This is a genomic window from Pseudoalteromonas sp. NZS100, assembly GCF_015864815.1.
Classification (GTDB): domain Bacteria; phylum Pseudomonadota; class Gammaproteobacteria; order Enterobacterales; family Alteromonadaceae; genus Pseudoalteromonas; species Pseudoalteromonas distincta.
The window spans coordinates 132,214-158,103 of the sequence record NZ_JADYWM010000005.1 but is presented as its reverse complement, the minus strand read 5'-3'; the positions used below and the strand labels follow the sequence as shown (position 1 = coordinate 158,103).

Sequence of the window (25,890 nt, the reverse complement as noted above, 5' to 3'; positions counted from 1 at the left end):
CGTTCAAACTAAAATTTAGGAGTTATTATGGAGCTTTCAGCGTTAACGGCTATCTCTCCAGTGGATGGTCGCTACGGCAGCAAAACCACTGAACTACGCAGTATTTTCAGCGAATTTGGCTTAATCAAATACCGCGTAATTGTTGAAGTGCGTTGGTTGCAAGCGTTAGCTGCAGCAAGCGATATTAAAGAAGTACCTGCATTTAGCGAACAAGCTAATGCACTTCTAAACGCCATTGTAGATAACTTCAGTGAAGCTGATGCACAGCGCGTTAAAGATATAGAACGCACTACAAATCACGATGTTAAAGCTGTTGAATACCTACTAAAAGAAAAAGTAGCCGATAACAGTGAGCTCCATGCAATAAACGAATTTATTCACTTTGCTTGTACTTCAGAAGATATTAATAATCTATCTCATGGTTTGATGCTAAGCGAAGCACGTAAAAATGTTTTACTTCCTTATTGCGACGAACTTTTAAGTGCAATTAAAGCTAAAGCAATTGAATACAAAACAATCCCAATGATGACTCGTACGCACGGACAACCTGCAACACCATCAACTATGGGTAAAGAGTTTGCTAACGTATACATGCGTTTAAAGCGTCAACGTGACCAAATTGCACAAGTAGAAATGCTAGGTAAAGTTAATGGTGCTGTTGGTAACTACAACGCTCACCTTAGCGCATACCCAGATTACGACTGGCACACACATGCAGATAAATTTGTATCAAGTTTAGGTTTAACACTAAACCCATTTACTACACAAATTGAACCGCATGACTATATTGCAGAGTTATTTGACGCAATTGCACGTTTCAACACTATATTATTAGATTTTGACCGTGACATGTGGGGTTACATTGCCCTTAATCACTTTAAGCAAAAAACAATTGCTGGCGAAATTGGCTCATCAACAATGCCACATAAAGTTAACCCAATTGATTTTGAAAACTCAGAAGGTAACTTAGGCTTAGCAAATGCCATTTTCTCTCATCTTGCACAAAAATTACCCGTTTCTCGCTGGCAGCGTGATCTTACTGATTCAACGGTATTACGTAACCTAGGTGTTGGTATGGGTTATGCAATTATTGCATACCAATCAACACTTAAAGGTGTAAGCAAGCTAGAAGTAAACGAGCAACGTTTAGCTGACGAGCTTGATCAAAACTGGGAATTGCTAGCTGAGCCGATTCAAACGGTTATGCGTAAGTATGGCATTGAAAAGCCATACGAAAAACTTAAAGATTTAACACGCGGTAAACGCGTAAATCAAGAAATTATGGCTGACTTCATCGATGGTTTAGACCTTCCAGAGCACGCTAAAGTAGAAATGAAAAAATTAACGCCTGCCAACTACATTGGCCGCGCTGTTGAGTTTATTGATGATTTAGTTTAAAACTAAATTGCTCTTTTAAAAAGCGAAAGGATCATCCTTTCGCTTTTTTTGTTTTAACCTCATTGCACTAACTAGTAGGCATAATGTATGTACCAATTAAAAATAAATAATTTGTCTGAGCAAGAGTTTTTAAGCCATTTTTGGCAAAAAAAGCCGCTTTTAATCAAACAAGGTTTTGCTGATTTTCAAGACCCGCTTGATGCTAATGAACTTGCCGGCCTAGCAATGGAAGAAAGCATAGAGTCGCGTATTATCACCAATCATAAAAATGATTGGCAAACACACCAAGGTCCATTTGAAGACTTTGAGCAATTAACTGACGATCACTCTACTTTACTCGTGCAAGCAGTTGATCACTGGCATAGCGATGCTGCACAACTGCTAGAACCTTTTAGGTTTATTCCCAACTGGCGCATAGACGATTTAATGATCAGCTATTCAACGCCTAATGGTGGTGTGGGTCCACATTTAGACCAATACGATGTATTTATTATTCAAGGTGAAGGCAAACGTCATTGGCGTGTAGGCTTACCCGATCCAACACTTAAGCAGTTTGCTCAAAACAAAAAACTACTTCAGGTTGAAGCATTTGAAGCCGTAATAGATTGCATTTTAGAACCTGGCGATATTTTGTATATTCCACCAGGGTGCCCTCACGAAGGTTACGCTGTAGAAAACGCACTAAATTATTCAGTTGGTTTTAGAGCCCCAAATCAACAAGATTTATTGTCGAGCTTTGCCGATCATATTATTGATACCGAAAGCGGACAAAAACGTTATACCGATCACAACATCACACTAAGAAAATCAAAAGGTGAACTTACAAACCTTGAAGTTGATAAAGTTAAAACACTGATGGCGGCACTTTTAGAAAATGACGATTTATTTAAACAATGGTTAGGCTCAACGCTTAGTCAGCCCAAACATGAAATGGATTTAGCACCAGTAGAGCCTCCATTTACATCAGAGCAAATAAGCGATGATTTAAGTGATGAAGAAACTGTGTTTGAGCGTTTAGGTGGTACGCGTGCTATTTACCAGCAGCTCGATACCGAAGTGCTATTAAGTGTTAACGGTGAAAATTACGCTATGCCATTAACTGACTTAGCGGCGGTAAAACTACTTACCGATAATACTGAGTTTGAAAGTTCAGCATTAAACTTAACAAACCCAAGTTTAGTATTTACTCAAACCTTTACTACACTTGTTAATGAGGGGATCTGGTTTAATATAGACCAAGAATAATAATACCAATTTTATTAGTAATGATGAGCATTTTGCGGCGTAAAATATTATGTATACAGGTTAGCTAAAAATTTTAATTTTACCTGATATTGGCTTAAATAATTTTGCTGCGATTACTTACTCATTTTAATTTGGTATCAATAGGAGTTTGCAATGGGCTATCTGGTTGATAAAGTTGAATGGGATATAAAAAAAGATATGTTACAAAAAATTCGAGAGCGAGTTTTTGTTTACGAGTTACATATCCCCAAGCACATCGAATTCGATAGCCTAGATAAAATTGCATTACATGTACTTGTCACAGACGATGCAAACTGCCCTATTGCAACAGGTAGATTATGTACAGATGGCTTAATCGGCAGAATAGCTGTATTACCCGAGCATCGTAACCGCAAGGTATATAAATCACTTCTCAATTTTATTGTTGAATTAGCGTCAAACCAAGGTATAGAGGAAGTAAGCATTAATTGTATTTTAAATGAGGTAGAGCGTTTTAAGCGAAATGGCTTTATTCAGCAAGGAAATGTTTTTATCGAAGCGGGAATACCCAGGCAACGCATGCAATGCCCTGTTTCAGCGTTTAAAACAACCCCCTTCACACTTGTTCATTAGATAAAGAAAAGGGCAATAAATAAACTAACGCCCTCCACATTATTATTTTAAACTAAACTTAAGTTACCTAAACTACTTTGGTTCATTAGCCCACAGTGGTTCATTATCATACATTTCGTATAAGCCATGTGCTCTATTTATAAGTAAGTTAGCAAAATCTACCTGAGTTTTATCACGCGCGCCTGTACTCATAATTTGATCCGCTTTTAATTGCCACTGCAATGAAAAATAACGCATTGCATCGCGAGCATCTGTAGCTGCACTTACCTCAGCATGATCTGTAGGTAATCGTCCTGTAACTACCCAATATGTTTTACCGTTCTGGGCTTTAAATTTCCACATAGCACAAAGTGGTGCTAAAAATCGGCTGTCTTTATCAACTACTGATTTTGGCATAATGCCTTTTTCGGCTAAATGCTTTTGCGCTGCTTGAAAACATTCCCGTTGCCACTGCATTCTTTGCTCATCAGTTATAACTTGCTCTTTTGCTGTTAACGGCTTTTTTTCTTGTTGTTCCATTTTTAATAACCTTTTACTTCTTTTTTTTACACTCTAAGGGCTTAGTAAATAAGGTGCAAGCATAAAACTCCCATTTGCACCTTAAAGCTCTCTGTTTGCTGTGTTTTTAGGCAAACTATTATTTTATATTGTGATCAAACGAACCTACATCACCCGGAAAAACTACGGGTGACTCAACACCGTCTTTACTAACAGAAGCTACACCAAAGTAATAATTATCAATTACCACATTTTCAAGCGTATATTTTGAAACATTACCCACGTATTTACTAAACTGCCATTGCGGCTCGCTCGTATAACGCCAATAAATTTTATATCCAGCAATGTTCTCGTCATCATTTTTCGCCCATGAGAAAGAAGTGTTAGCAGTAACAGCGCCCGTTATTTTAACTTCTTTTGGCGGTGCGGGTGCCCACGCCATAGACGCCATAGTTACCGCATTAAGTGAGGTTAGCTTAGCCGTATAATCAAAATCAACACCTTCAATGGTATCACCATACTCAACACCATCTTCAGTGCGTAAATCTTGATGCTGACGATCGTAGTGCTCATTAGTTTCCATAATACGCACGGCTGCAAAACCTGCGTCATTAAATGGACGATGATGCCCACCACGGCCAAATCTATCTAATCGATATACAAGCATTGTATCTAAATTAGGAATGTATCTGTCAGCAATAGTGTCTATGTAGCGAGCTAAATTACGACTCGCAGAATCAACTTCACCACCTGTAAAGCGACGAGTATTAGCTTGCTTTTTAGTTTCAACAACACGGGTACCTTCTGAAAATATACGTGCAGTCGTGTTATCAGTTACACCATTAATACCGGTAATATTGCCAATCATATCGTTGTTTAAAACGCCATGAACTTGCCAGTTATGCTTTTGTGCATAAGCAGTTAATATTTTACCGCCAAACAAACCTTGCTCTTCGCCCGAAAGCGCCGCGTAAACTACCGAACCATTAAATTTGTATTTACTTAAAACACGAGCAGCTTCTATAACACCAGCTACACCTGATGCATTATCATTTGCGCCAGGAGAGTCGCTAGTAAAATCCATAACATCACTTACACGTGAATCTATGTCACCCGACATCATCACCATTCGATTAGGCTCGCTTGATCCGCGTTGAATAGCCACTATGTTAACCACTTCAACAGGATTAGGAATGCGTTTTTCGCCCGATATAGTGTCCTTTACTTCAATAATTTCCAGGCAACCACCACACTGTGCCGATATTTTTTCAAATTCTTTTTTTATCCAGCGCCTAGCCGCACCAATACCTCGAGTATCCGATTTAGTATCTGAGAGCGTATGACGAGTACCAAAATCCACCAGCGTTTGAATATCACTACCAATACGGGTAGCCGACACTTCACTTGCTATGTCATGTAACTTTTGTTGGTCGGTATATTGTAATTGTGTTTCACCATGTGCTGATAATGCAAGTGTGCAGGCACCTGCAATTGCAGTAAATTTAAGTAACGTTGTTGTGATTTTCAAAGGTGTTTTAAGCATCTATTAGCTCCTAATTATTATAGTGTAACCATTACCTAAGTAAGATTTTATGGCAATACATTTGAGGTAGATGCAGAAAGGAGCACGCTAAAGCGCATTTACAAGAGGTTACTAGGATAGTAAAAAGCCCACTACCTTGAATGGTTCTGGCCAAAATTTATTATGCATATTTTTAATAAGTGGTTTTAATATCAAATTCTTTTAAAAAGGCCTCATGTCCCCCTAAGCTTGCAAGCACACCAGCAGAAAACATAAATATTAATACAAATGCTAAACAGATCAAAAACTCCGAACTATTTTCAGGATTAATATAGTAGTTAAGTAAAAAACCACTCAAGACACCTATAAAAGCAATTTTGCTAAATAAAAAATAACTTGGGATCTCAAATGCCCAAACAGAGGTGTTGTTTACAAACTGCCTATATCCATACGTCATAAAAGCCAACAGACCAATAATACCAATAATACCAATTGCAAAAGTAGTCACTGTGGTCAGTGCGCTCATGTTTTTATAAATAAGCACATACCCTAATCGTAAAGAATAGATAAATACTGCAAACCATGCCAAAACAGCAGGCCCTAAAATTAATCCCATTTTCAATCCTTGAATAACGTCTAACTAATTAATTGCTAATACAATATTATATTTAGAGGTTAAATTACAAACCTTGTTACACAATAATCTATTATAAAGTGTGTTTTTCATGGCACACTATCATTGTGTTTATATAAATAGTTTAAGTTATGCGCCAGCTAAAAGAAGATACAGTTAAAAGTAACCTTATTGAATCGCAGCAAAGTGCATACGGTCCCGTATGTGTGTACCAAAATAAAGAATATCGTTGGCTAACCCTTGCACAAAAGGCCAATGATGACATAACTATTCAAGGTGTTATGAACCTAACACACCCTGAGCAAGTAATCGTACCTGTAAACCAGTGCATGCTGCTGTTTTTACTTAAACCGGTAGATACACTAAACATATTAAATCTAGGTTTAGGCACTGCAGGGTTTGAGCGAATTATGTATCACTTGCAAAGTAGTACGCCTTACATAAAGACTATAAATACATTTAAGACGGTAGAAATAAACCCAAGCATTGCTTTAATTGCTGCTCAGCACTTTAAGTTACCAATTAAGCACAGCAGCTATTTACAATGCGCCGAGCAATATATTTCGCAATGCTCTGATCACTTTAACGTGATCACTATCGATATTTTTAGTGGTGAATATCATCAGCCTTTTTTAACCAGCGATAGCTTTTGGCAAAACATAAACCGCTGTAGTGAGCCAAGTACTCAAGTAATCATTAATTTAAACCCGCAAACTGGCAAAGAGTTGCAAATGCTTTTAGTGCTTTTAAGGCAACATTTTAAGTGCTTAGCGATAATAGAGTTTAACGAATACAAAAATATAGTAATCATACTAAGCCAGCAAACATTAATGCACATAAACGTTGATGAAATACAAAACTCACCTGTGTTTATAAATTTTGCGCCAAACCTTTATAAAAGTATTAACAGTATTTACCACATTGAATAAAATGCGTTACCGCCCAGGTTCATGTTTTTCATAGCACGGTAAGCTTGTTTCTAGCTGCTCCCAGTTAGCTTTAGACGTAACAAAATTATGCGATAATACCAGCTCAGTAATATCGCTATCGAATATTCCTAAACGAATTCGTATTCTGCTTTTATCATCATTGTTGCTACTGTAAACCGGCGAGCCGCAACATTTACAAAAGTAACGAGTGCGCCCTGGTTTAAAACTAAATTCACTAAGTAGTGCTTGCCCTTTGATTATTGTAAAGTCATCTATATTTACAAAGCCATTGGTTGCAAATGCAGTCCCGCTGTTTTTTCTGCACAGTGAGCAATGACAATGAATAATGCTGGTTATACTACCCGACACTTCAACATTTACCTCACCACACAAACACGAACCCGTATACATAAAACGTCCTAATAATTTAAACTCAGCTAAAGCTTGCCGAGCTGATTGAATGCAAAGGGTTATATTACATTTTCAAGCTCTATCAAACCATACCTATTGCTTTAATGATTGACATAAAAACATTAAATTGGTTACATAACTCTCAATAAAAACTATAGCCAAAATTTAAATTGGTTAACCAAATATCAATAATATTACGAGAGCCAATTATGTCTTCCAAACAAATTTTAATTCTATGTTTGTTTAGCACGCTATCAGCATGTTCAACCATTCAAAAAAGTACATCGAGCGATTGGCTGCTTATTGATAATTTTGAAAATTCACTTAGCGACTGGCAGAGTGTCGATACGCAAAATGAAACTAAACCACAGGTTAAAAACCCACAAATAACGGTTATACAACCAGAACAAGCATCTACATCTACATCTACATCTACATCTACAAATCATTATTTACTAAAAAAGCCTGCACGCGATGGCATTGTTGGCAATCGCAAAGCGCTTTCTTATACAAAGCTTCCACAAGCGGTTGAAGTTGGTCAAACCTACACATTTTATATACGTATAAACGTGGCTGCTTTCCCTAATAACCATGCTTTTGGATTAAGCAACCTCACGCCAGAGCTAATTAATAAACATGCGTACGATGCGTTTGAGCCTACACTTCGCGTAACCGATAAAACAGAATCAAATGGGCTTGTAAATGATGGCGCATTAATGGTTAAAACCGGCAATGGGTATAGCAACATTCAAAACTACACTACCAAACAATCGGCCAAGCCACTGCAAACAAATACATGGTACGATGTGTGGTACGTTGTTAATAACGCAGCAGCCTCAAAGCAAGGTCAGCAATACGATGTTTACGTAAAAGGCGGTGAATTTAGCAAGCAAACACTGGTGTATAAAAATGCACAATTTAGAATGAAGCGCGAACAACCTCTTATATACTTTTTAGCAAACTGTAATACAGGCCCGATTAAAAAGCCTTACGGAAATGGTGGCCTCAGATATGACGATTTATACATGAGCAAAGGCACAAACCTAAATAACCCAATGCTATAAAAGTAAGTAAAGTGCTTTTTTGATGCTCTTTTTGACATAGGTTTATATAAATAATGCTCTAGCATATTCACAATTAATACCTTACAAACCTGCATTTAAAAATACTTAAATGGTATGATACGCATCATTATTTGCCATTTAAGTTTTTAAAATGTATCGATTATTTGAAAAAATGACAAAAGCATTTCCTGAGGACCAACCCACTCAGCCGCCTTCTACTTTATTTGCTTTTTGCCGTCACTACACCAAAGGAATGGAGCTCTCGCTGCTGCTAATGTCAATCAGCGCCGCCATGCTCGCTATTTTAGAGGTTTCTTTATTTAGCTACATGGGCCAACTTGTGGATTGGTTAACCGCCTACACACCCGAAACCTTGTTTGTAGAGCAAAAGTCAGAACTTATCAAAATGGCTGTTATGCTATTAGTTGTGCTGCCCGTTGTTGTATTTTTTCATTCTGCTATTTTGCACCAAGCATTACTAGGCAATTATCCCATGTCGATTCGCTGGTTAGCGCATCGTTATTTACTGCGTCAAAGTGTTAGCTTTTATCAAAATGAATTTGCAGGAAGAATAGCCACTAAAGTATTACAAACCTCTTTAGCTGTTCGCGAAACCGTTACAAAGCTACTCGATGTATTAATGTACATAGTGGTTTACTTTGGCTCTATGGTGTTTTTAGTGGCCGAAGCTGATTGGCGGTTAATGATTCCGCTACTGGTTTGGTTAGTTTTATACATTTTCGTGCAGCTTTACTTTGTACCGCGCCTTAAAAAAATTGCCAGCTCACAAGCAGATGCTCGCTCAGAAATGACCGGTCGAATTGTTGATAGCTACACAAATATTTCTACTATTAAGCTGTTTTCGTATACCCAACGTGAAGAACAATACGCAAAACAAAGCATGGATGTTTTTTTGCAGCCGGTGTACAAACAAATGCGCTTGGTCACCAGCTTAAACTTTGTTATTCAAAGCTTAAATTACCTATTGGTATTTTCGGTGGCTGCGGTCTCGCTTTACCTATGGTCACTTAGCGCAATTAGCGCAGGTGCTATTGCAGTGGCTGTTAGTTTAGCGCTTAGGTTAAACGGTATGGCGCAGTGGATCATGTGGGAAATAAGCAGCTTATTCGAAAACATTGGCACCGTAGCCGATGGTATGAAAACACTTTCTAACCCTATTGAAGTTGCCGATAAACCAAATGCCGATACACTTAACGTAAGCCAAGGTGCCATTGAGTTTAACAACGTACACTTTAACTACGGAAAAGCTGCAAACGAGACTAATCGCAGCCCAGTAATGAATGGTTTAAACTTAAATATTAAACCTGGCGAAAAAATAGGTTTAGTCGGTCGCTCTGGTGCAGGTAAGTCAACACTTGTTAACTTACTACTGCGTTTTTACGATACCGACTCTGGCACAATAAAAATTGATGGTCAAAACATCACAGATGTAAGCCAAGAAAGCCTACGCCGTTATATAGCGATGGTTACGCAAGATACGTCCCTGCTACATCGCTCAGTAAAAGACAACATTTTGTACGGTCGCCCTGATGCAACGCAAGCTGAGATGATAACCGCTACTAAACAAGCTAAAGCACTTGAGTTTATAAATGACTTAGTAGATAGCAAAGGTAACAAAGGCTTTGACGCACAAGTAGGCGAACGCGGCGTTACTCTTTCGGGCGGTCAGCGCCAGCGTATTGCTATTGCACGTGTGCTACTTAAAAATGCACCCATACTTATACTCGACGAAGCCACCAGCGCACTCGACTCAGAAGTAGAGGCAGCAATTCAGGCAAGCCTTGATGATTTAATGACAGGCAAAACAGTCATCGCGATAGCGCATAGGCTCTCAACCATTGCACAAATGGATAGATTAATTGTACTTGATGATGGCGGCGTAGTTGAGCAAGGCACTCATGAACAACTAATCGCTAAAGGTGGAATTTACGCAGCTCTATGGACACATCAAACAGGTGGGTTTATAGGCATCGATTAGCCATCAATATTGCCTTACTGTAGACGTGGTTTATATTCTGCTGCTACCTAAACAAAAAAGCGAAGATGCCTTGAAGGCTCTTCGCTTTTTTGTTTAAAGTTATAAATAGAGTTTATAACTTTTTTAATAAATTAAGAGATTAGTCTTAACCCTATCATTATCAGCATAACCACATTAGCAAGCACCCCTATTAAAAAGAAGTAGCTACGTGGGCTTGGGTTTTTCTCTGTTGCGATAGCATAGTACAGCACCATATGGATTAAGCGCGCAATTAAGTACACCCAAACACACATTGCAAAAATAGGGCTCTGTAAATTAATTACAAACGCAAATATAACAGTACCTATAAATAACGCGCTGTTTTCAAGCGTATTATGAAACGTACGATGCGCTCTAAATATAAAGCTGTCGTGCGATAAATCATCGCTAATTTTACCTGGTACAGCATTAGGCTCTTTAGCTTTGCTAAACGTAGCGACCGCCCACTGTACAAGCAACATAATTAAATAGAGGTAAAATGCCAAATAGGCCGAAAGTGCAACTTCTGTCATTGTTAAGTTCCCTGTTTTGTTTTTTAACTTAGTTAGGGGAGCAATATCAAAGCCAAAGTTAATACTTTGATATTTAAAGGATTAATTTTTCAAGCCCAATCACATATGTAAGTAACTCACAGCGTTGTATAAAATTTACTTGTTATGATTTTAAAAACCACATCAAAACTGAGCTATATACAGTTGGGTTTACTCCGATCTAAAAAGCTTAAATTCTTCAAACGAAGCATCCCACAATACAACTTGGTTACGACCCAAAGACTTAGCTTCATAAAGAGCTAAATCGGCCTGTTCAATTAACTCAGAAGGAGTTCTGGCTTTAAATTTGATTGAAGTAACCCCAAAACTACACGTAACAGGAATCTCATCAAAGATTGCTTTTTCTACTTTAATTCGAATTGCCTCAGCAATCCGAATTGCTTGCTCTTGAGTTGTATTGGGTAAAATAATACAAAACTCTTCGCCACCAAAACGAGCAACACGATCACTTTTACGTATATTGGCTTGTAACAGCTCAGCCACGCCACAAAGTACAGTGTCGCCAATGCTATGCCCATAAGTATCATTAACACTTTTAAAATGATCGATATCGACCATTAAAATACAATATTCTTCAATCTGAGGTAAATTCAAAAAGTCACGATTCATAACCTCAAATAAAATGCGACGGTTATAACAATTGGTCAAAGGATCTCTTGCAGCCAAATAGTCCAACTCTTCATTACGTTTTTTAGAAGCAATAAAACTTCTATAAACCAGTAAAACAATAGCTAAACAAGCAGCTAATAAAAATGCGAGCGCAATACTCGCATATTTGTTTTTTGAAAGCTCTAGCTCTGATATAACCCTAGCTTGGTCAGATATTTCAATTTCATTGTTTTTCTTTTCAAGCTCAAGTTGATGGAGTTTTTCTTTTTCTCTCAAGGTCTCCAGCTCTGTTTCCATCTTGTGAGAATGCAAATGTGCTTTTTCAAGAGCAAGCTTATTTTCGTCTCTTTCGTTTTGAAGAATTTCGGTCAGGGCTATTTCTTCTTCCGCGTAACGAAGTGACTCGTCTATGCGCCCACGCAGCTTTTCGGCTATTCGAATTTCACGATAAGCGTATAGCATATGTAACTTATCATCTAACTGCGTTGATAAAGCGAGTGATCTTTTAAGTAAGATAATCGCCTCATTTGTATCAATTCCAATTAAAATCGCGGCTAACGCTGTTAGCGACTTTATTTCATAAAGTTTATTACCCGTTACTCTCGCTACCGATAATGACTCTTTATAATACTCAATAGCCTTCTTTTTATCCCCATGAGCGCGATAAATATTAGCAATAATCCGCGACGTTATGGAAATGTAAGACTTAAGGTTTTCAGCTTTATAAGTTACGTAAGCTTTTTGTGCAAATTTCATCGCCGAATCTAAGTCGCCAGATTCATAGTTAATAACAGCCATCTCTCTCAAAGCCGTTGCCAGCGTTTTTTCCTCAACCATACCTTCTGGTAAATCAATGGTTATTTGATAAAAAAGCTCGGCCTGGTCAAATTGCTTTAATCGCGTATATAGCAGTCCCATTTGGTTCGATGTTTTAGCAATCCCAAGCACGTTATTTACTTTTTTATAATATAAATATGCCTTATTTACATGCTCGAGTGATTTTTCGTAAAGGTTAATATGACGATAAATAATACCCGCACCTAATAATGCTTTAGCCAAGCCAACAGGATCGTCAATTTTTTTATGTATTTCTAATGCGCGAGTGGAGTAATCAAGGGCTAAAACTAAATTATCTAAATAACGCTGCGCTTCTGCTAGTGTATTTAATGTGCGCGCCATCAACTTTAAATCACCTAAATTGGTGTATATCCCTAAAGCTTTGGTATAAAAATAAGCCGTTTGCTCTCTATTTTTAAGCCGTTTATACGACTGAGCTAATTTTTTATATGTTTCACCTAACTTTTTTTGTACAGATTCATCCTCATCAACGAGATACTTTAAAGCAGATGAGTATTGTGCGTTTGCATCAATATATTTTTTTTGGTCATAAAACGAATCCCCTTTAGTAAGAAGTACTTGCGCTATAAAAAACTCATCGCCATACACAAGTGTTGTAGGTAACAAAGTTTCAATGCTTGTAGCAAGTTCGTCATATCGTTTTTCATCTAATAATATTTTTATATAATTAATAGAGGCTTTTATTTGGTTATTAGCATCATTTAGCTTGCTGTAATAAACAGAGGATTGTGAATAGTGATGAAGCGATTCATTAATATTGTTATTTTTTTTATTCGCTTTACCTAACAAGTTATGCAACTTTGCACTGAGTAATGTGTCATCGGCACTCTGCGCTTGTGACAACAATTCCTTACTAAGTTCGATACTTGTTATGACGTCAGTATCCATAAGTAATTCGGCTCTTTTTAGTAGCCCTTCGCTGGATTCGTTGATTAAACTGTATGAGGTAGTTTCTTGCGCGTAAGCGCTGCTTAAGCTAATAAACAAAGCACAAAGCAAAGCTTTTACTAAAAATTTAGAATTATAAATTCGATTTACGAATAAACAGTGTACTTGCGAAATTAAGTCCATCTTTCGCGTGTGATACGAGTGAGTGTAAAATTCCATATTTACCATTTTAGTGATTTGTTATTAATTTAATGCAAAAATTCTGGCGATAAAATATACACATAAAGACTGCAGGTCAAGTTTCGCTGCAATATGGGTAATTGCTAATTTATGATTTTAGCATAATTATGCATATCGCAACTTAATTCTTTTTTTAGCTTAATCGTGTGCTGTAAGTTATTAGATGAGAAAACCTAGCTTCTCAGTTTAAGGGTAACCAATACAACACCGTGGTCGGTAGTTAAATCATCACGTTCGTACTCAGGGTTTATTAAGTGCCTATCGTAAGTGCTATAATTACTGACTTCAAAAAAGCTGTCATCGTAACTAGCGTCAAACTCACACGACAATAAAATGTAATCAAGCACAGAGCTGCTTGCGCCGTAGTAATGTGTTGGTGGCCTTAACAGTGCTGGTTTTGCTATGTTTATATTTTTTACTTGGCTTTTATCCGCAGAATCAGCAATCTCGCTGTTACCACTATCACAATCGCTTTGTACATCGTTTGTTATTGCTTCATCGCTAGAAGCCTCATCAATACTTAGCTGCGACTTAATAAACAGATCCCATGAATCATTTAAACAATATTTAGCAAGGTAGGTTTTAGCGTCAAACGCAGGAGCAAAGCGTAATGTATTTGTGAGTAAATGGCTTAATACGCCATCCGCAAGTTCATTATTAAAGTCCCCCATTAATAGCATGGGTTGCTGCGTACCTTCACGGCGAGTAATCATTTGTATCATTAGTAATGTGGCTTCACTGCCACGCTGAATAGTTGAGCCCCACCCGCCCGCTACATTCGCTTTTAAAATCTCAATTATGTTTTGCTCAGGTGCAAGCTCTTTATTGTGTTCATCAACTTCAATCATTGGGCGCTTAGATTTAAAGTGCACCACATAACAATCAGTATTACCTATATGCGGCAGCGTTATAGTTGCTCTTAGTACTTTGCGACTAAAGGTAAACTCACTATTAAGGCCAAGCGAACTCGCAAGCTCACTATCGTGTTCAACCGCTGCTACTTCAACTATGGGATATTTAGAGGCAATCGCTACAACGGGGCGTCTATAAATAAAATCATCAATTACCTCTGGCGTATCAACTACTGCAAAGTAGTTATAGCCTTGATCAGCAACTAGCTCTTTTAACGAATCAATACTAAACACTTCCTGAAAACCAATTACATCAGGCGCATGTTCTGTTAAGTAATCAACAATCCAACGCTGCTTTTTGGCCCACTGCTGCGCGGTATAAATTTTCTCAAACTCATAGTATGCATTGGGTGGCTCTAAATAATTAAACAGGTTAAATGTGGCTATTTTTAGATGGGTGTTATTAATTACAGATTCTTTACTGTTTAAATCTGTATCTAACTGTTTAAGATCTTGATTGCTGATGGGTATCGCCTAAGTAAAGTTGAAAGTCTAGCTGGCTTATAAACTATCATTTTATTACATGTTTACGTAATAAATCAGCCAGCTTAATTGTAATTTTATACACTCTTTTATTTTAGTCTTTATTATATCTCTCAATAAATAGCATTAACGTGCTTAACCAGATAAAATTCGCGGCAATTAAATATGAGCGAAGTGAAGTTGTCATGAGTAGAAAGATTGAACTATTAGCCCCAGGCGGTGATGTAAACGCGGTAAAAGCCGCCATTGTAGCCGGTGCTAATGCGGTTTATTGTGGGTTAGATACCTTTAATGCACGTAACCGAGCGTCTAATCTTTCGTTTGATGAGCTTAACGGCGCACTTCGCTTAGCCCACGAATACGGCTGTGAGATTTTTTTAACGCTTAACGTGGTAATCTTAGAGCACGAAATGGGTGCGCTATTTAAGCTGTTAAATCAGCTAGTAAATACAACTCTTGATGGCATTATTGTGCAAGATTTAGGGTTGTTCAACATTGTTAAAAAACACTTTCCTACTTTGCATATTCACGCATCAACGCAGTTAACTACGCATAACGAATCGCAAGTTGAGTTTTTAGCGCGCATTGGCGCTACACGTGTAAATTTATCGCGCGAGCTTAACTTAACTGAAATTAAAATATTGACCGACGTAGCGCACAAATGCGACGTACTAACCGAAGTGTTTGTACATGGCGCATTATGTATTGCGTTTTCAGGGCAATGTTATTCAAGCTCAGTAAGTGTAGGTAACTCGGGTAATCGTGGTCGCTGCTCGCAAGCATGTCGTGATGAATATGAGCCAACGGCAATGGGTAACAAACACCCATTAAACTTAAAAGATAACTCAGCTTATTTTGACCTACCAGAGTTGGTAGCCGCAGGCGTTGATTCGTTAAAAGTAGAGGGCCGCATTAAAGGCGCTAATTACGTACATACGGTTATTGACAGCTGGCGCAAGCAAATAGATACGTTTGTACAAACCGGTAACTTAATTGAAGACGACTCAAGCTTATATAAAGTGTTTAACCGTAACTTTACTAATAAGTTTTTAACCGGCGACATGACCAAAAACATGTTTACCGACAATCCACGCGACCATAGCTTTGATCACGCTAACGAAAAAAACAACGCAATTTCGGTAGTGCAAATTTACGATGCGCAACAAGAGCTTTCTACCCAAAAAAGTGAAATTGATTCGTTAGTTAAAAAGAAAATTGAGTTTTTAGATATTTCAAAGCGCGAGCTTACATTAGAATTTACAGGGCAATTAAATCAGCCATTCACTGTAAACATAATTATTGAAGATAAAAACGATATTACCCTTTCAAATAAAAACGCAAAAGAGCCTCTACGCTTTGAAGTTCAATCGCAAATGCCTATGCAAATAGCCGACAAATCAGTTGTTGATATTGCTGCCATTGATAAGCGCTTTAAAACATTTAGTAATGCCAATTTTGAAATTAAAAATATGGATTACACAAACCTCGGCGACAACTTAAGCATTCCGTTTAAAGAGCTAGCGCGTATTAAAAAGCAAGTCGCTTTTTTATTAAACGAAGGGAAAGACGTTATAGCGCCAGTTGAATTACCTAAACTAGTGAATCACGAAAAAGCCGAAAATATAACTACACTTTCTATTTTAATATCGGACATAAAAGACGCTCACTTATGTAATTTAACAGATGGTGACGTTTACTTTAAATTACCTGAGAGCTTTAGAACCGATAACGATAAATACATAAATGTATTTTTAGAACATCCGCAGTTAATTCCGTGGTTTCCAGCTGTACTAATTGGTAAAGATTTTGAAGAAGCTGTACGTTTACTCGGGGTTGTCAAACCTAAACTTATTATTAGTAATAACACAGGCGTAGCATACAAAGCAGTGCAAATGGGTATTGACTGGATTGCAGGCCCGTTATTAAACACCACAAACTCTTATGCGTTATTAACGCTACAAGAGGATTTAAATGCTAAAGGCGCGTTTATTTCAAACGAGATTAACAAACAGCAAATGCGTAGTATTAAACGCCCTAACGACTTTAAAATGATGTACAGCATTTATCATCCAATACTAATGATGACCAGCCGTCAGTGTTTTTTCCAGCAAACCGTAGGCTGTAAAAAACCACGCATTGACGCAAGCTGTATGCTGAGCTGTAAAAAAGAAACAACCGTTACTAATGTTAAAGGCATTAGCTTTGCAATTGATAAACAAAAAGGCGGCTACCCGAGCATTTATAACCACGAGCAATTTTTAAATATGGATATTGTGACCGATTACGCTGACAAGTTTGACGAGTTTATGATTGATTTAACCGACATTGGCTCAGGCGATAAAGAAAAGCTAGATAAAACCGTGTTACTTGCACACTTCCAAGATTTAATTAGTGGGCAAACACACGCGGCCGATCAGTTAAATCACATGGTAAAAGTAAAAACACGTCAGCAATATGTTGAAGGCTTAAACAGCTAAGGTAACTGACATGACATTGCCATTATTATATTCATTACAACACTGCCCATACGCAATACGTGCACGAATGGGTATTTTAATGGCAGAGCAACACGTGCTCCTACGCGCTATAAAAACTAAAAACAAGCCACCGCATCTTTTGAAAATATCACCAAAAGGCACGGTGCCTGTTTTATTATTACCTAATGGCCAAGTAATAGACGAAAGTCTAGACATTATGCTCTGGGCATTAGAGCAAAATGACCCGCATAATTTACTGCATACTCAAAACCCATTAGCACTTGAGCGCATGCTTGAATTAATTAAGTTAAACGACACACAATTTAAACCAGTGCTCGAAAAGTACAAATTTTACGCTCGCACAAAAGACATGGCACAAATTTATTACCAAAAAGCCTGCGAAGAGTTTATTAAGCAATTTGAAGCAAAACTAACCACGCATAAATACTTAATGGGCAATGAAAAAAGCCTAGCCGATTATGCCCTGCTGCCATTTATTAGACAGTTTGCCCGTGTAGATAAACACTGGTACTTGCAAAGTGAATACACGCATGTGCGCGCCTGGTTAAACGAATTTTTGCACGCCCCCATGTTTACCAAAGTTATGACCAAATTTGATTTGTATATGGACTGTGGCGAAGAGTTTTTATACGGCGTTAAAAAGCCTTAACTTAGCCCTGGTCTTATAATAAATTACCTTGCCATAATTAGCTGTTAAACCAAGCATTGAATTATTCTCATCATCGAATTTAAGCCCTTTATTTACGCTATACTGCCCTCCCCATTACTAACAAACGCTATGCATTATGAACTACTCAAACTTCGGCACTAAATTCACACAACCCAACGGCATTACTCAGTTAATGGAAGATTTAGGCGGTGCTAAAAACAGCAACAATCCTAATATTGTTATGCTCGGTGGCGGTAACCCCGCATTAGTACCACAAGTAAATGAGGTTTTTTTAAGTGAATTACAAAAACTCGTTGCCAGTAACAAGGTATCGCAGGTATTTGGCCTTTACGACGGCCCGACTGGTAACGACGAGTTTAGAGCTGCATTAGCTGGCCAGCTAAGTAAAGAGTTAGCATGGGATATTAGCGCCGATAACGTAGCACTTGGTAATGGCAGCCAAGCTAACTTTTTTGTATTGTTTAATATGTTGGCAGGTGAAATGCCGGATGGCAGCCATAAAAAGATTTTATTTCCCCTTGCGCCAGAGTACATAGGTTATGCCGATCAAGGTTTATCGGCTGATATGTTTGTTGCCATAAAGCCTGATATCGAAATTTTAAATACAGGCAGCACATCAAAACAGTTTAAATACGTCATTGATTTTAAAGCAGTTGAAAAAACACTAGCAAACGACAACAGCATAAGCGCGCTGTGCGTCTCACGACCTACCAATCCGACAGGTAATGTAATTACTGACGATGAAGTAAAACACCTTGATTTGCTCGCTAAGCAATATGGTATTCCACTCATTATTGATAACGCGTACGGCGATCCGTTCCCAGGTTGTATTTACACCGACGCAAATCTAACGTGGAACTCAAACATTATATTATGTATGTCGCTTTCAAAGCTTGGCTTACCAGGCCTGCGTACAGGTATTGTAGTTGCCAATAATGAGATTATTAAAGCCATCGGGCGCGTAAATGGCAGTATGGTGTTATCGCCAAATAGTATTGGCCCAAGCTTAGTGACGCGCTTAATTAACGACGGTGAACTACTTCCACTTTGCCGTAATGTCGTGTTGCCTTTTTATCGTAATAAAGCACACATAGCGATTGAGTTGTTTAATGAAGTATTTGCCGAACTGCCTGTTTACCTGCACAAAGTTGAAGGTGCCTTTTTTATGTGGCTGTGGTTTAAAGATGCAAAAATAACAAGCGAAGTGTTGTATCAAGAGCTTAAAGCTCAAGATGTGTATGTAATTCCTGGGCACAACTTTTTTATTGGCATTGACGACAGTTGGGCGCACAAGCACGAGTGTATTCGTATTAACTATGCTACCGATGCAAGTACACTAAAAAAAGGCTTAGAAGTGATTAAAAGCCTAATAAAGTAAATACACTGATGCCGATATAAATATCGGCATCATTCATTTAACTCGTGTCGCTTACATATTCGTTTAAAATTTACTGCATTTAATACTCTGCTTGTTTGTGCAGTAAGCGTTATTTTAACTTTGAACCTTAGCTTGTATACCCACTTTTAGCTTAAACTTTATCCAAACGCACTGTATCCCCTTTAAATTTATATATAAATTGGTATCCTACGCGACCTTTTTTAATAGCAATTCGCTTAATTAAGTGATCTATTCTGAGGTGAGAAAATCGTGTCGATAACCAGGCAAAAATTTCGTTATTTAGTTGTTCTATATCAGAGATTTTTAACGCAGTTAGCGTCAGATTTAATCCCTCAAATTGATTAAGTATTATTACGGAATGGTATAACATATACTGGTAAAAAAGAACCAGCCAAAAGGCGACATCGCTGCAAGGCACTTAATCTAAGTGGCAGCAATAACAAAACAGGCATCGCGTATAAATATCGGTTTTAAACGTTAGATGTAACTTTAAATAGCAACATGCAATAGCACTATTAAGGCCAATTATGCGATTAGGACCAGGACTACTCGTCACCGCTGCCTTCATTGGACCAGGGACCATTACTACCGCCAGCGTGGCAGGTGCAAACTTTGGTTTTGCACTTATATGGACATTACTGTTTTCAGTAGTTGCCACTATATTATTACAATCTATGGCGGCGCGCCTTGGCGTTACTACCGGGCAAGATTTAGCACAAGCTCTTAGAGCTAATATTCAAACGCCTTTATTTAAATCCTTGGCGATATTTTTAGTTATTAGCGCCATTGGCGTAGGCAGTGCAGCTTATGAAGCGGGTAACTTAAGTGGCGCTAGCATGGGGTTAATTGAAATATTCCCTCAAATTAACTCCCAACTATGGACACCACTTATTGCTTTGTTAAGTGCTGCTTTACTGTATAGCGGCAAACATAAAGTGGTTGAAAACGCGCTGATTTTACTCGTTATTTTAATGAGTTTAGTGTTTATCTCAACACTTGTAATGGCTGCCCCTTCGCTCGCTGATGTATTTGCTGGTTTTATCCCTAGTATGCCTGAAGGTTCTATTACAACTATATTGGCATTAGTCGGTACGACCATTGTGCCGTACAACTTATTTTTACACTCCGGCGTGCTCGCTGCCAGACACGATAGTAACAGCGATATGAAAAAAGTCATTAAACAAACAAATGTTGATACAGGCCTATCAATCACTTTAGGCGGTGTCATCACGTTAGCTATTTTATCTACTGCTTCCGTTGCATTTTATGGTACCGATGCGGGGCAAATTAGTGCGGCTAACATGGCCGTGCAACTAGAGCCATTACTTGGCGACGCCGCTCATTACTTTTTTGCTATTGGCTTGTTTGCAGCAGGTTTAACAAGCGCTATTACAGCGCCACTTGCCGGTGCTTACGCCGTGTGTGGCATGTTAGGCTGGTCTAACGATATGAGTAACTCGCGTTTTAAAGGCGTCGCTATTGTTATTTTATTGTTTGGTGCTGCGGTGGCGTCACTCGGTTTAGACCCTGTCGCGGTAATTATATTCGCGCAAGCGGCTAACGGGTTATTACTCCCTATTGTTAGCACCTACCTTGTATGGCTGGTTAATCAAAAAGGGGTTATGGGAAACTACACAAATTCTTTGGTGTTAAACCTGGTGACCCTGCCCGTTTTAATCCTAATTTTTGGGTTAAGTAGCTACAAACTAATTAGTTTAATTTTTTGATTAAATTCTAAAAATCATATTTAAAGGCCGCTGTTTACAATAAACAGCGGGCTTTATTTATTAATCACCAAATAACGTATAAGCCGTACTTATATTCACACATCTAATACGGTTTTTGGTTTTTAGTTGCTTTAAATAATTGCGAAAATGTAAAACCACCTACCGCGCCTGCAAGCAGTTGAGCATAAAAACCCCAGCCTCTTGCGCCCGCTATAATATGAATATTCATAAGTGATTCAATGGCAATTAAAACAATAGAAAATGCCACAATGCCAGCAATAACAAATAGCTGAGTACTGTATTTTTTAACCTTTTTATTAAGCTTTACGGTAACAAAAAAAGCGATTGCAAGTGCTAGGCCAATAATAGCGCCGTAGGTAGGTAATAGGCCTAACCAATCATCAAGCGTTAAACTAGCACGATCACTAAAGCCCACCACTACACCTACATTAACTAATTGATTGACAACGTATTGGCTATGAAACAAGCTAGCAAGTGTGAATGTAAGTAACCAAGAAACTAAAAATGAAGGCAATATACGTGTTAAAAACGACATGGTTATCTCAACTTAAAATAAAGCTTTTTTCTTATACTAGCCATGCTAGCAAAGGCTTGCCCCGTAAACAATGTATCTCTTTTTTTACTCTGCTTTCGCTTTTATCGCTTTCTGTTAATGCAAGCGCTGCGTTACCAAAGGAGCAATACAGTACAAAAACACTGGCTACGCAATTACAGTCTCCGTGGAGCATGGTTGAACTACCAAACGGCACATGGTTAATTACAGAGCGTGATGGTCATGTAGTTATAGTTAAAAACAACGCGCAATCAAGAGTAAAATTAAACCTTGAGGGCTTATACGTTGCGGGCCAAGGTGGTTTACTCGACATTGTATTATCGCCAGATTATAACGACTCAAAAGAAATTATTTTTACCTATGCCCAAGGTGATGCAAGCGCAAACAGGCTGGTTGTTGCCAAAGCCACGTTTAATGGCACTGACTTTTCAAAGCCTAACGTTATTTATAAAGTAGCGACTGATAAAAACACACCACAACATTACGCTGGTCGAGCTCTTATCCTACCCGACAATACGTTATTAGTTTCAACGGGCGATGGGTTTGACTTTAGAGAGCAAGCACAAGTTATCACCAGCCAACTTGGTAAAATATTACGTATAAACCTAGATGGCACCATTCCAACAGATAACCCATTTATTAATCACAAAAACCTAAATGCACATGCTGTTTACTCCTTTGGTCATCGTAACCCTCAAGGCTTAGTTTATGATTACGATACGCAGCAAATTGTTAGCCACGAGCACGGCCCCGCAGGCGGCGACGAGCTAAACTACTTAACCGCTGGGACTAATTACGGCTGGCCGGTAATCACCTATGGCAAAGATTACTCGCAAGCGCGTATTTCACCATTTACCGAATATAAAGGCATGCAAAAACCAAGTGTTAATTGGACGCCATCAATAGCGCCATCAGGCATGGCGTATTACGGCTCTAAACATACCGCCTTCCCTTCACTACAACAACATGTGCTAATTACTACGCTCGTTGATAAAAAGCTCTACAGCGTTAATCTGCTAAGTGGTGAATTTAAACAGTCTCACGTATTTCCTAAGGCCGCAGGGCGATTAAGAGATGTGTTTATAACTAATAAGGGTAACGTCGCGGTATTAACAGACGGTAAAGAGGCAAAGCTGATGTTGTTTCAAGCAAATTAATTCACAAAGAGGATTAGAGGCGCTTCGCTTTTGGAGGATAAAAGCGGTTTCAATAGGCCGTATTAATAAATTTAAGAACTCTGTTGGGTGGCGCCTTCGGCTTAACTAACCTACCTTTTTACGTAGGTCGGATAAGTGGCGAAGCCACGCCATCCGACAAAAATAGTGAATTAACATCGGACAACCCAACTTACCACGTGCTTTAGAACTTGACGTCTGAAGTCAAGATTTGATCCTTTATTTTTTTAGCGCTTGCTGTCCACCTCAGGGCGTGTTGTTATATGACTTTTACGTTTTAAATTATGACCACAATATATGAACTTTAACCTTGTAGGTTTGCCAATTTATTTGAACCCAACCACCTACAGCGTTCTCTTCTCCAGGGTATATTTCATATTCACTAATAAACTCTGTTATAGATATTGGGTTGTTATCCTTTAACCGTTTTGAGTTACTTATCCAATTTTTGAGATTTGTCTCAGTACTAGTAAACTCCATATCATATGTTCGATTGAATCCACCGCCATACATTTCTATATTAAAGTCTTTAATATTTTCAGGTAAATCTGCTAGTCCACCCCAAGATAAAGTGTGCTTAATAGAGTCATTTACTCGCCAAGGGAACATATAGCTTGAAGTTTCATACCAAATCGTTCCCATAACAAGAACAACCAATATGAAGAAACTCCACAATAATTTTTTTAGCACGGAACATCCCTAGTCATATAAACGCCGTTTTAAGCGGCAAATTGCAGTTGGCTAAAATAAGTGAGGCACGAACAAAAAGCCAACTGTAATTTGTCCGACTTAAAACCCCTCTATGGATAATAAACCCATAAATTAATTAATACTTTAACCAAGTTCGGGTAATATGAGGCTCAAGCTTTGGCTGCCTTTTATACAGTAGTTCGATTGATTGAAGGCTCCTCTATTGAGAGACCGATAACAAGAAAGAACGCTGTATAAACTCCAAGCATTAAACTCGGATAGTCAACGGGGCCTCGAGCCCGAATCGCAAGGCAGAGTCAGCTTATTATGAATACACTCAATAATCAAAATGAAATTAACGTCGGTGTCGATACAGGTAAAACTCAACTCGATATTTACATCCGACCGTTAGATATATATTTCACCGTAGAAAACAATGACGGCGGCATTAAAAAATCAGATTGACAAAGTAGATTTAAAACTACAAAAGCTCATCAAAGAATGTGACGAATATAAGGTCAAGAATGACATTATTCAAAGTGTGCCTGGCGTTGGTAATGTTGTCGCGTTTAACTTACTTAGTGACATACCTGAGCTTGGGTGTGTAAACAATAAAGAGGCTGCATCACTGGTTGGTGTTGCACCATTTAATCGAGAAGGCGTTGCTTATCAGGGTAAACGGATGATACGAGGTGGACGCCCAAAAATTAGAACCACAATGTATATGGCAATGATGTCAGCTATCCAATGTAACTCTAAATTTAAAGCTATTTATCATCGGCTAGTCGCGGCAGGGAAACCTAAAAAAGTGGCTATTATTGCCTGTATAAGAAAGCTTATAGTAATCATAAATTCTATGGTGAGGGATGGTGTCATGGGGGATCCTAAAATGGTTTGAAATTAGGAATTGACACCATAGTCACTTGTTATGTGCTTGCTATATCCCTAGTTAACATTTGATAAATACTTATTAAATAAGTTAAAACGATAACACAAGAGATAGCTAAAATACTGCTGTTAGGAAATAAATACCAAGCTGCTACAATTAAAATACTTCTTAATACAGCATGAATTAAGCCAACAGGATGTTTAACAATCCAAGAATATACTACCCAATGAAGTCCTAAGCCAACGCCCAAACTCAAAGGAACAAATTCAGGTGCATTTAAAAGTAATGGTATATGGACAGCCCAAAGAAGATTAACCATTAGTATGCATAGGCCCATTAGTTTTGCTAAAGGGTTGGATGAGGAAACTAAGTCCTCTTTTCTAAATTTAGCAATTAATAAAGCTATAGGAAAAATACCGCCTGTTGCAAAAAGTAAAATATATATAGATGTACTAGCTCAGACTTGATCTGACAGTTACCCGTTTTTTAATCGGTGACTGTCAGTCTAGATTTGAGCTAAATTGTGTACTTAAAAGCCCAACTAAACCCCAAATAATGCTTCCAGCAACCGGCATTGAAATAGATCTGTTTGAAGATTGTTCAAATTCTTTTCTGTATCCATCTAATGTCAAAATACTCTCTCCTTGCTTGAGTAATGCTCAGACTTATTGAAGCACATAACGAGCCTGTAGATTAACTCGTTTTTAAATTTGTTTTTATTGATAAACAAACCATAGCTGAGTTCCTATTTTGGTTCAATTGATTACTGTATTTTTACGCAGAATATAGAAGTGTTTGATATTGTTTTAATTGGCATTTTGGAAGGGATTACGGGTACTTGAGTGGCTTTTATTTAGGGTAAAAGGGCTTACCCTTCTTAATGCATCGTGTTTTGCAGCTTTTCTATATTATGAACAAGACAATACAGTTGCCATTGCGCATTCACTTTCGTTTGACCCCGTAAGGTCAATTTATTCATGCCTTTATTCACCGCAATGTTCCGCTTTTTATTTAAAGGAAAGCCGGTTCGATACACCCGAGTCGTTTGCCATTCTTTAATAATCAGCTATCGTCGACCTATGGGGCTGTCTATTTTTACTTTCATTTTATCTACATAGTTCAGCTTCTTACGTGATCCATTATTTATAATAATGCACTCTTCATGCTGTTTTTGTTGGCTTATTTCGTAATAATTAGGATGGGTGTCATCCTAATTTTTGGCATAACAGCATTATTAGAACACTGGCCTTTAAATGGATAAAGATTGTATTTAGGTGCTGGAAAACGAATGCACCCTACGATGAATCGACGTATTTAGCGGCCTTAAAACGCAGAGGCTCACCACTTTTAAAATTTGCAGTTAATAGCTAAATTTTA

At 38.1% G+C, this 25,890-nt stretch carries 22 protein-coding genes and 2 pseudogenes; 13 read left to right on the top strand and 11 right to left on the bottom strand.

Going from position 1 to position 25,890, the window contains the following annotated elements; translation table 11 throughout:
• Positions 1 to 27: 27 nt before the first annotated feature.
• The 3 genes from purB (at position 28) to I6E69_RS07155 (ending at position 3,255) form a co-directional block, all read left to right on the top strand.
• A complete protein-coding gene (gene purB, locus I6E69_RS07165) occupies positions 28 to 1,398 on the top strand; it encodes an adenylosuccinate lyase (protein ID WP_024597928.1) in 1,371 nt (456 codons plus the stop codon).
• A gap of 87 nt (positions 1,399 to 1,485) precedes the next feature.
• Positions 1,486 to 2,643 carry a cupin domain-containing protein gene (locus I6E69_RS07160; protein ID WP_024597929.1) on the top strand — a complete coding sequence of 386 codons (1,158 nt, stop codon included), beginning with the start codon at positions 1,486 to 1,488 and terminating at the stop codon, positions 2,641 to 2,643.
• A gap of 153 nt (positions 2,644 to 2,796) precedes the next feature.
• Complete coding sequence (locus I6E69_RS07155) at positions 2,797 to 3,255, top strand: GNAT family N-acetyltransferase (RefSeq protein ID WP_197120926.1); 459 nt, start codon at positions 2,797 to 2,799, stop codon at positions 3,253 to 3,255.
• A gap of 72 nt (positions 3,256 to 3,327) precedes the next feature.
• On the opposite strand, the gene I6E69_RS07150 is transcribed toward I6E69_RS07155, so the two are convergent.
• From I6E69_RS07150 to I6E69_RS07140, 3 genes are all read right to left on the bottom strand, one after another.
• Positions 3,328 to 3,774 carry a DUF4826 family protein gene (locus tag I6E69_RS07150; RefSeq protein WP_024597931.1) on the bottom strand — a complete coding sequence of 149 codons (447 nt, stop codon included), beginning with the start codon at positions 3,772 to 3,774 and terminating at the stop codon, positions 3,328 to 3,330.
• 118 nt (positions 3,775 to 3,892) lie between these two features.
• The gene (locus tag I6E69_RS07145) at positions 3,893 to 5,296 is read right to left on the bottom strand and encodes a M28 family peptidase (protein WP_197120925.1); all 1,404 of its coding nucleotides are present in this window, start codon (positions 5,294 to 5,296) and stop codon (positions 3,893 to 3,895) included.
• A 172-nt stretch (positions 5,297 to 5,468) separates the two neighbouring features.
• Positions 5,469 to 5,891, bottom strand: coding sequence for a hypothetical protein (locus I6E69_RS07140; RefSeq protein WP_197120924.1), 423 nt, complete (start codon positions 5,889 to 5,891; stop codon positions 5,469 to 5,471).
• Between the two features lie 149 nt (positions 5,892 to 6,040).
• Between I6E69_RS07140 and I6E69_RS07135 the strand changes: the two genes are divergently transcribed.
• Entirely contained in the window at positions 6,041 to 6,838 is a 798-nt protein-coding gene (locus tag I6E69_RS07135) for a hypothetical protein (protein ID WP_197120923.1), read from the top strand.
• Positions 6,839 to 6,844: 6 nt separating this feature from the next.
• Here the strand turns inward: I6E69_RS07135 and I6E69_RS07130 are convergent, their stop codons facing one another.
• A complete protein-coding gene (locus tag I6E69_RS07130) occupies positions 6,845 to 7,249 on the bottom strand; it encodes a GFA family protein (RefSeq protein ID WP_197120922.1) in 405 nt (134 codons plus the stop codon).
• 209 nt (positions 7,250 to 7,458) lie between these two features.
• On the opposite strand from I6E69_RS07130, the gene I6E69_RS07125 reads away from it, so the two are divergent.
• Together I6E69_RS07125 and I6E69_RS07120 are read left to right on the top strand one after the other, a co-directional pair.
• Positions 7,459 to 8,313, top strand: coding sequence for a hypothetical protein (locus I6E69_RS07125; RefSeq protein ID WP_197120921.1), 855 nt, complete (start codon positions 7,459 to 7,461; stop codon positions 8,311 to 8,313).
• A 151-nt stretch (positions 8,314 to 8,464) separates the two neighbouring features.
• Entirely contained in the window at positions 8,465 to 10,312 is a 1,848-nt protein-coding gene (locus I6E69_RS07120) for an ABC transporter ATP-binding protein (RefSeq protein WP_197120920.1), read from the top strand.
• Between the two features lie 131 nt (positions 10,313 to 10,443).
• Here I6E69_RS07120 and I6E69_RS07115 read toward each other — a convergent pair whose 3' ends face one another.
• The 3 genes from I6E69_RS07115 to I6E69_RS07105 form a co-directional block, all read right to left on the bottom strand.
• Positions 10,444 to 10,863, bottom strand: coding sequence for an MAPEG family protein (locus I6E69_RS07115; RefSeq protein WP_197120919.1), 420 nt, complete (start codon positions 10,861 to 10,863; stop codon positions 10,444 to 10,446).
• A 189-nt stretch (positions 10,864 to 11,052) separates the two neighbouring features.
• Entirely contained in the window at positions 11,053 to 13,257 is a 2,205-nt protein-coding gene (locus I6E69_RS07110) for a tetratricopeptide repeat-containing diguanylate cyclase (protein WP_231619733.1), read from the bottom strand.
• Between the two features lie 413 nt (positions 13,258 to 13,670).
• Positions 13,671 to 14,780: an endonuclease/exonuclease/phosphatase family protein gene (locus tag I6E69_RS07105; protein WP_197120980.1), complete on the bottom strand. Its 1,110-nt coding sequence runs from the start codon at positions 14,778 to 14,780 to the stop codon at positions 13,671 to 13,673.
• A gap of 296 nt (positions 14,781 to 15,076) precedes the next feature.
• On the opposite strand from I6E69_RS07105, the gene I6E69_RS07100 reads away from it, so the two are divergent.
• From I6E69_RS07100 to I6E69_RS07085, 4 genes are all read left to right on the top strand, one after another.
• Entirely contained in the window at positions 15,077 to 17,368 is a 2,292-nt protein-coding gene (locus tag I6E69_RS07100; protein ID WP_197120917.1) for a peptidase U32 family protein, read from the top strand.
• Between the two features lie 10 nt (positions 17,369 to 17,378).
• Positions 17,379 to 18,038, top strand: coding sequence for a glutathione S-transferase (locus I6E69_RS07095; RefSeq protein ID WP_197120916.1), 660 nt, complete (start codon positions 17,379 to 17,381; stop codon positions 18,036 to 18,038).
• 136 nt (positions 18,039 to 18,174) lie between these two features.
• Positions 18,175 to 19,437, top strand: a complete 1,263-nt coding sequence (locus I6E69_RS07090; protein ID WP_197120915.1) for a valine--pyruvate transaminase — start codon at positions 18,175 to 18,177, stop codon at positions 19,435 to 19,437.
• Positions 19,438 to 19,985: 548 nt separating this feature from the next.
• Entirely contained in the window at positions 19,986 to 21,185 is a 1,200-nt protein-coding gene (locus I6E69_RS07085) for an Nramp family divalent metal transporter (protein WP_197120914.1), read from the top strand.
• Between the two features lie 103 nt (positions 21,186 to 21,288).
• Here the strand turns inward: I6E69_RS07085 and I6E69_RS07080 are convergent, their stop codons facing one another.
• Complete coding sequence (locus I6E69_RS07080; protein ID WP_197120913.1) at positions 21,289 to 21,741, bottom strand: hypothetical protein; 453 nt, start codon at positions 21,739 to 21,741, stop codon at positions 21,289 to 21,291.
• Here I6E69_RS07080 and I6E69_RS07075 point away from each other — a divergent pair.
• Positions 21,726 to 22,916, top strand: a complete 1,191-nt coding sequence (locus I6E69_RS07075) for a PQQ-dependent sugar dehydrogenase (RefSeq protein WP_197120912.1) — start codon at positions 21,726 to 21,728, stop codon at positions 22,914 to 22,916. The two genes, I6E69_RS07080 and I6E69_RS07075, sit on opposite strands and share 16 nt — an antisense overlap.
• A 300-nt stretch (positions 22,917 to 23,216) precedes the next feature.
• Here the strand turns inward: I6E69_RS07075 and I6E69_RS07070 are convergent, their stop codons facing one another.
• Complete coding sequence (locus I6E69_RS07070; protein WP_024595227.1) at positions 23,217 to 23,624, bottom strand: hypothetical protein; 408 nt, start codon at positions 23,622 to 23,624, stop codon at positions 23,217 to 23,219.
• Positions 23,625 to 23,951: 327 nt separating this feature from the next.
• Here I6E69_RS07070 and I6E69_RS07065 point away from each other — a divergent pair.
• Positions 23,952 to 24,522 (top strand): annotated as a pseudogene (locus I6E69_RS07065) (transposase).
• A gap of 28 nt (positions 24,523 to 24,550) precedes the next feature.
• Here the strand turns inward: I6E69_RS07065 and I6E69_RS20635 are convergent.
• Both I6E69_RS20635 and I6E69_RS20630 read right to left on the bottom strand, forming a co-directional pair.
• Positions 24,551 to 24,832: a hypothetical protein gene (locus I6E69_RS20635; RefSeq protein WP_231619731.1), complete on the bottom strand. Its 282-nt coding sequence runs from the start codon at positions 24,830 to 24,832 to the stop codon at positions 24,551 to 24,553.
• 558 nt (positions 24,833 to 25,390) lie between these two features.
• The gene (locus I6E69_RS20630) at positions 25,391 to 25,492 is read right to left on the bottom strand and encodes a transposase (RefSeq protein ID WP_087531795.1); all 102 of its coding nucleotides are present in this window, start codon (positions 25,490 to 25,492) and stop codon (positions 25,391 to 25,393) included.
• Positions 25,493 to 25,734: 242 nt separating this feature from the next.
• Here I6E69_RS20630 and I6E69_RS20625 point away from each other — a divergent pair.
• Positions 25,735 to 25,884, top strand: a pseudogene (locus I6E69_RS20625) (IS110 family transposase); the annotation flags it as partial.
• Positions 25,885 to 25,890 lie beyond the last annotated feature (6 nt).

What these genes read in the sequence shown, in the direction of transcription:
- I6E69_RS07160 (WP_024597929.1), top strand. Translation starts at nt 1,486, where the DNA reads ATGTACCAATTAAAAATAAATAATTTGTCTGAGCAAGAGTTTTTAAGC.
- I6E69_RS07115 (WP_197120919.1), bottom strand. Translation starts at nt 10,863, where the DNA reads ATGACAGAAGTTGCACTTTCGGCCTATTTGGCATTTTACCTCTATTTA.
- I6E69_RS07145 (WP_197120925.1), bottom strand. Translation starts at nt 5,296, where the DNA reads ATGCTTAAAACACCTTTGAAAATCACAACAACGTTACTTAAATTTACT.
- I6E69_RS20635 (WP_231619731.1), bottom strand. Translation starts at nt 24,832, where the DNA reads ATGGTTAATCTTCTTTGGGCTGTCCATATACCATTACTTTTAAATGCA.
- purB (WP_024597928.1), top strand. Translation starts at nt 28, where the DNA reads ATGGAGCTTTCAGCGTTAACGGCTATCTCTCCAGTGGATGGTCGCTAC.
- I6E69_RS07090 (WP_197120915.1), top strand. Translation starts at nt 18,175, where the DNA reads ATGAACTACTCAAACTTCGGCACTAAATTCACACAACCCAACGGCATT.
- I6E69_RS07095 (WP_197120916.1), top strand. Translation starts at nt 17,379, where the DNA reads ATGACATTGCCATTATTATATTCATTACAACACTGCCCATACGCAATA.
- I6E69_RS07100 (WP_197120917.1), top strand. Translation starts at nt 15,077, where the DNA reads ATGAGTAGAAAGATTGAACTATTAGCCCCAGGCGGTGATGTAAACGCG.
- I6E69_RS07140 (WP_197120924.1), bottom strand. Translation starts at nt 5,891, where the DNA reads ATGGGATTAATTTTAGGGCCTGCTGTTTTGGCATGGTTTGCAGTATTT.
- I6E69_RS07125 (WP_197120921.1), top strand. Translation starts at nt 7,459, where the DNA reads ATGTCTTCCAAACAAATTTTAATTCTATGTTTGTTTAGCACGCTATCA.
- I6E69_RS07150 (WP_024597931.1), bottom strand. Translation starts at nt 3,774, where the DNA reads ATGGAACAACAAGAAAAAAAGCCGTTAACAGCAAAAGAGCAAGTTATA.
- I6E69_RS07085 (WP_197120914.1), top strand. Translation starts at nt 19,986, where the DNA reads ATGCGATTAGGACCAGGACTACTCGTCACCGCTGCCTTCATTGGACCA.
- I6E69_RS07155 (WP_197120926.1), top strand. Translation starts at nt 2,797, where the DNA reads ATGGGCTATCTGGTTGATAAAGTTGAATGGGATATAAAAAAAGATATG.
- I6E69_RS07120 (WP_197120920.1), top strand. Translation starts at nt 8,465, where the DNA reads ATGTATCGATTATTTGAAAAAATGACAAAAGCATTTCCTGAGGACCAA.
- I6E69_RS07130 (WP_197120922.1), bottom strand. Translation starts at nt 7,249, where the DNA reads ATGTATACGGGTTCGTGTTTGTGTGGTGAGGTAAATGTTGAAGTGTCG.
- I6E69_RS07080 (WP_197120913.1), bottom strand. Translation starts at nt 21,741, where the DNA reads ATGTCGTTTTTAACACGTATATTGCCTTCATTTTTAGTTTCTTGGTTA.
- I6E69_RS07135 (WP_197120923.1), top strand. Translation starts at nt 6,041, where the DNA reads ATGCGCCAGCTAAAAGAAGATACAGTTAAAAGTAACCTTATTGAATCG.
- I6E69_RS20630 (WP_087531795.1), bottom strand. Translation starts at nt 25,492, where the DNA reads ATGAATAAATTGACCTTACGGGGTCAAACGAAAGTGAATGCGCAATGG.
- I6E69_RS07110 (WP_231619733.1), bottom strand. Translation starts at nt 13,257, where the DNA reads ATGGATACTGACGTCATAACAAGTATCGAACTTAGTAAGGAATTGTTG.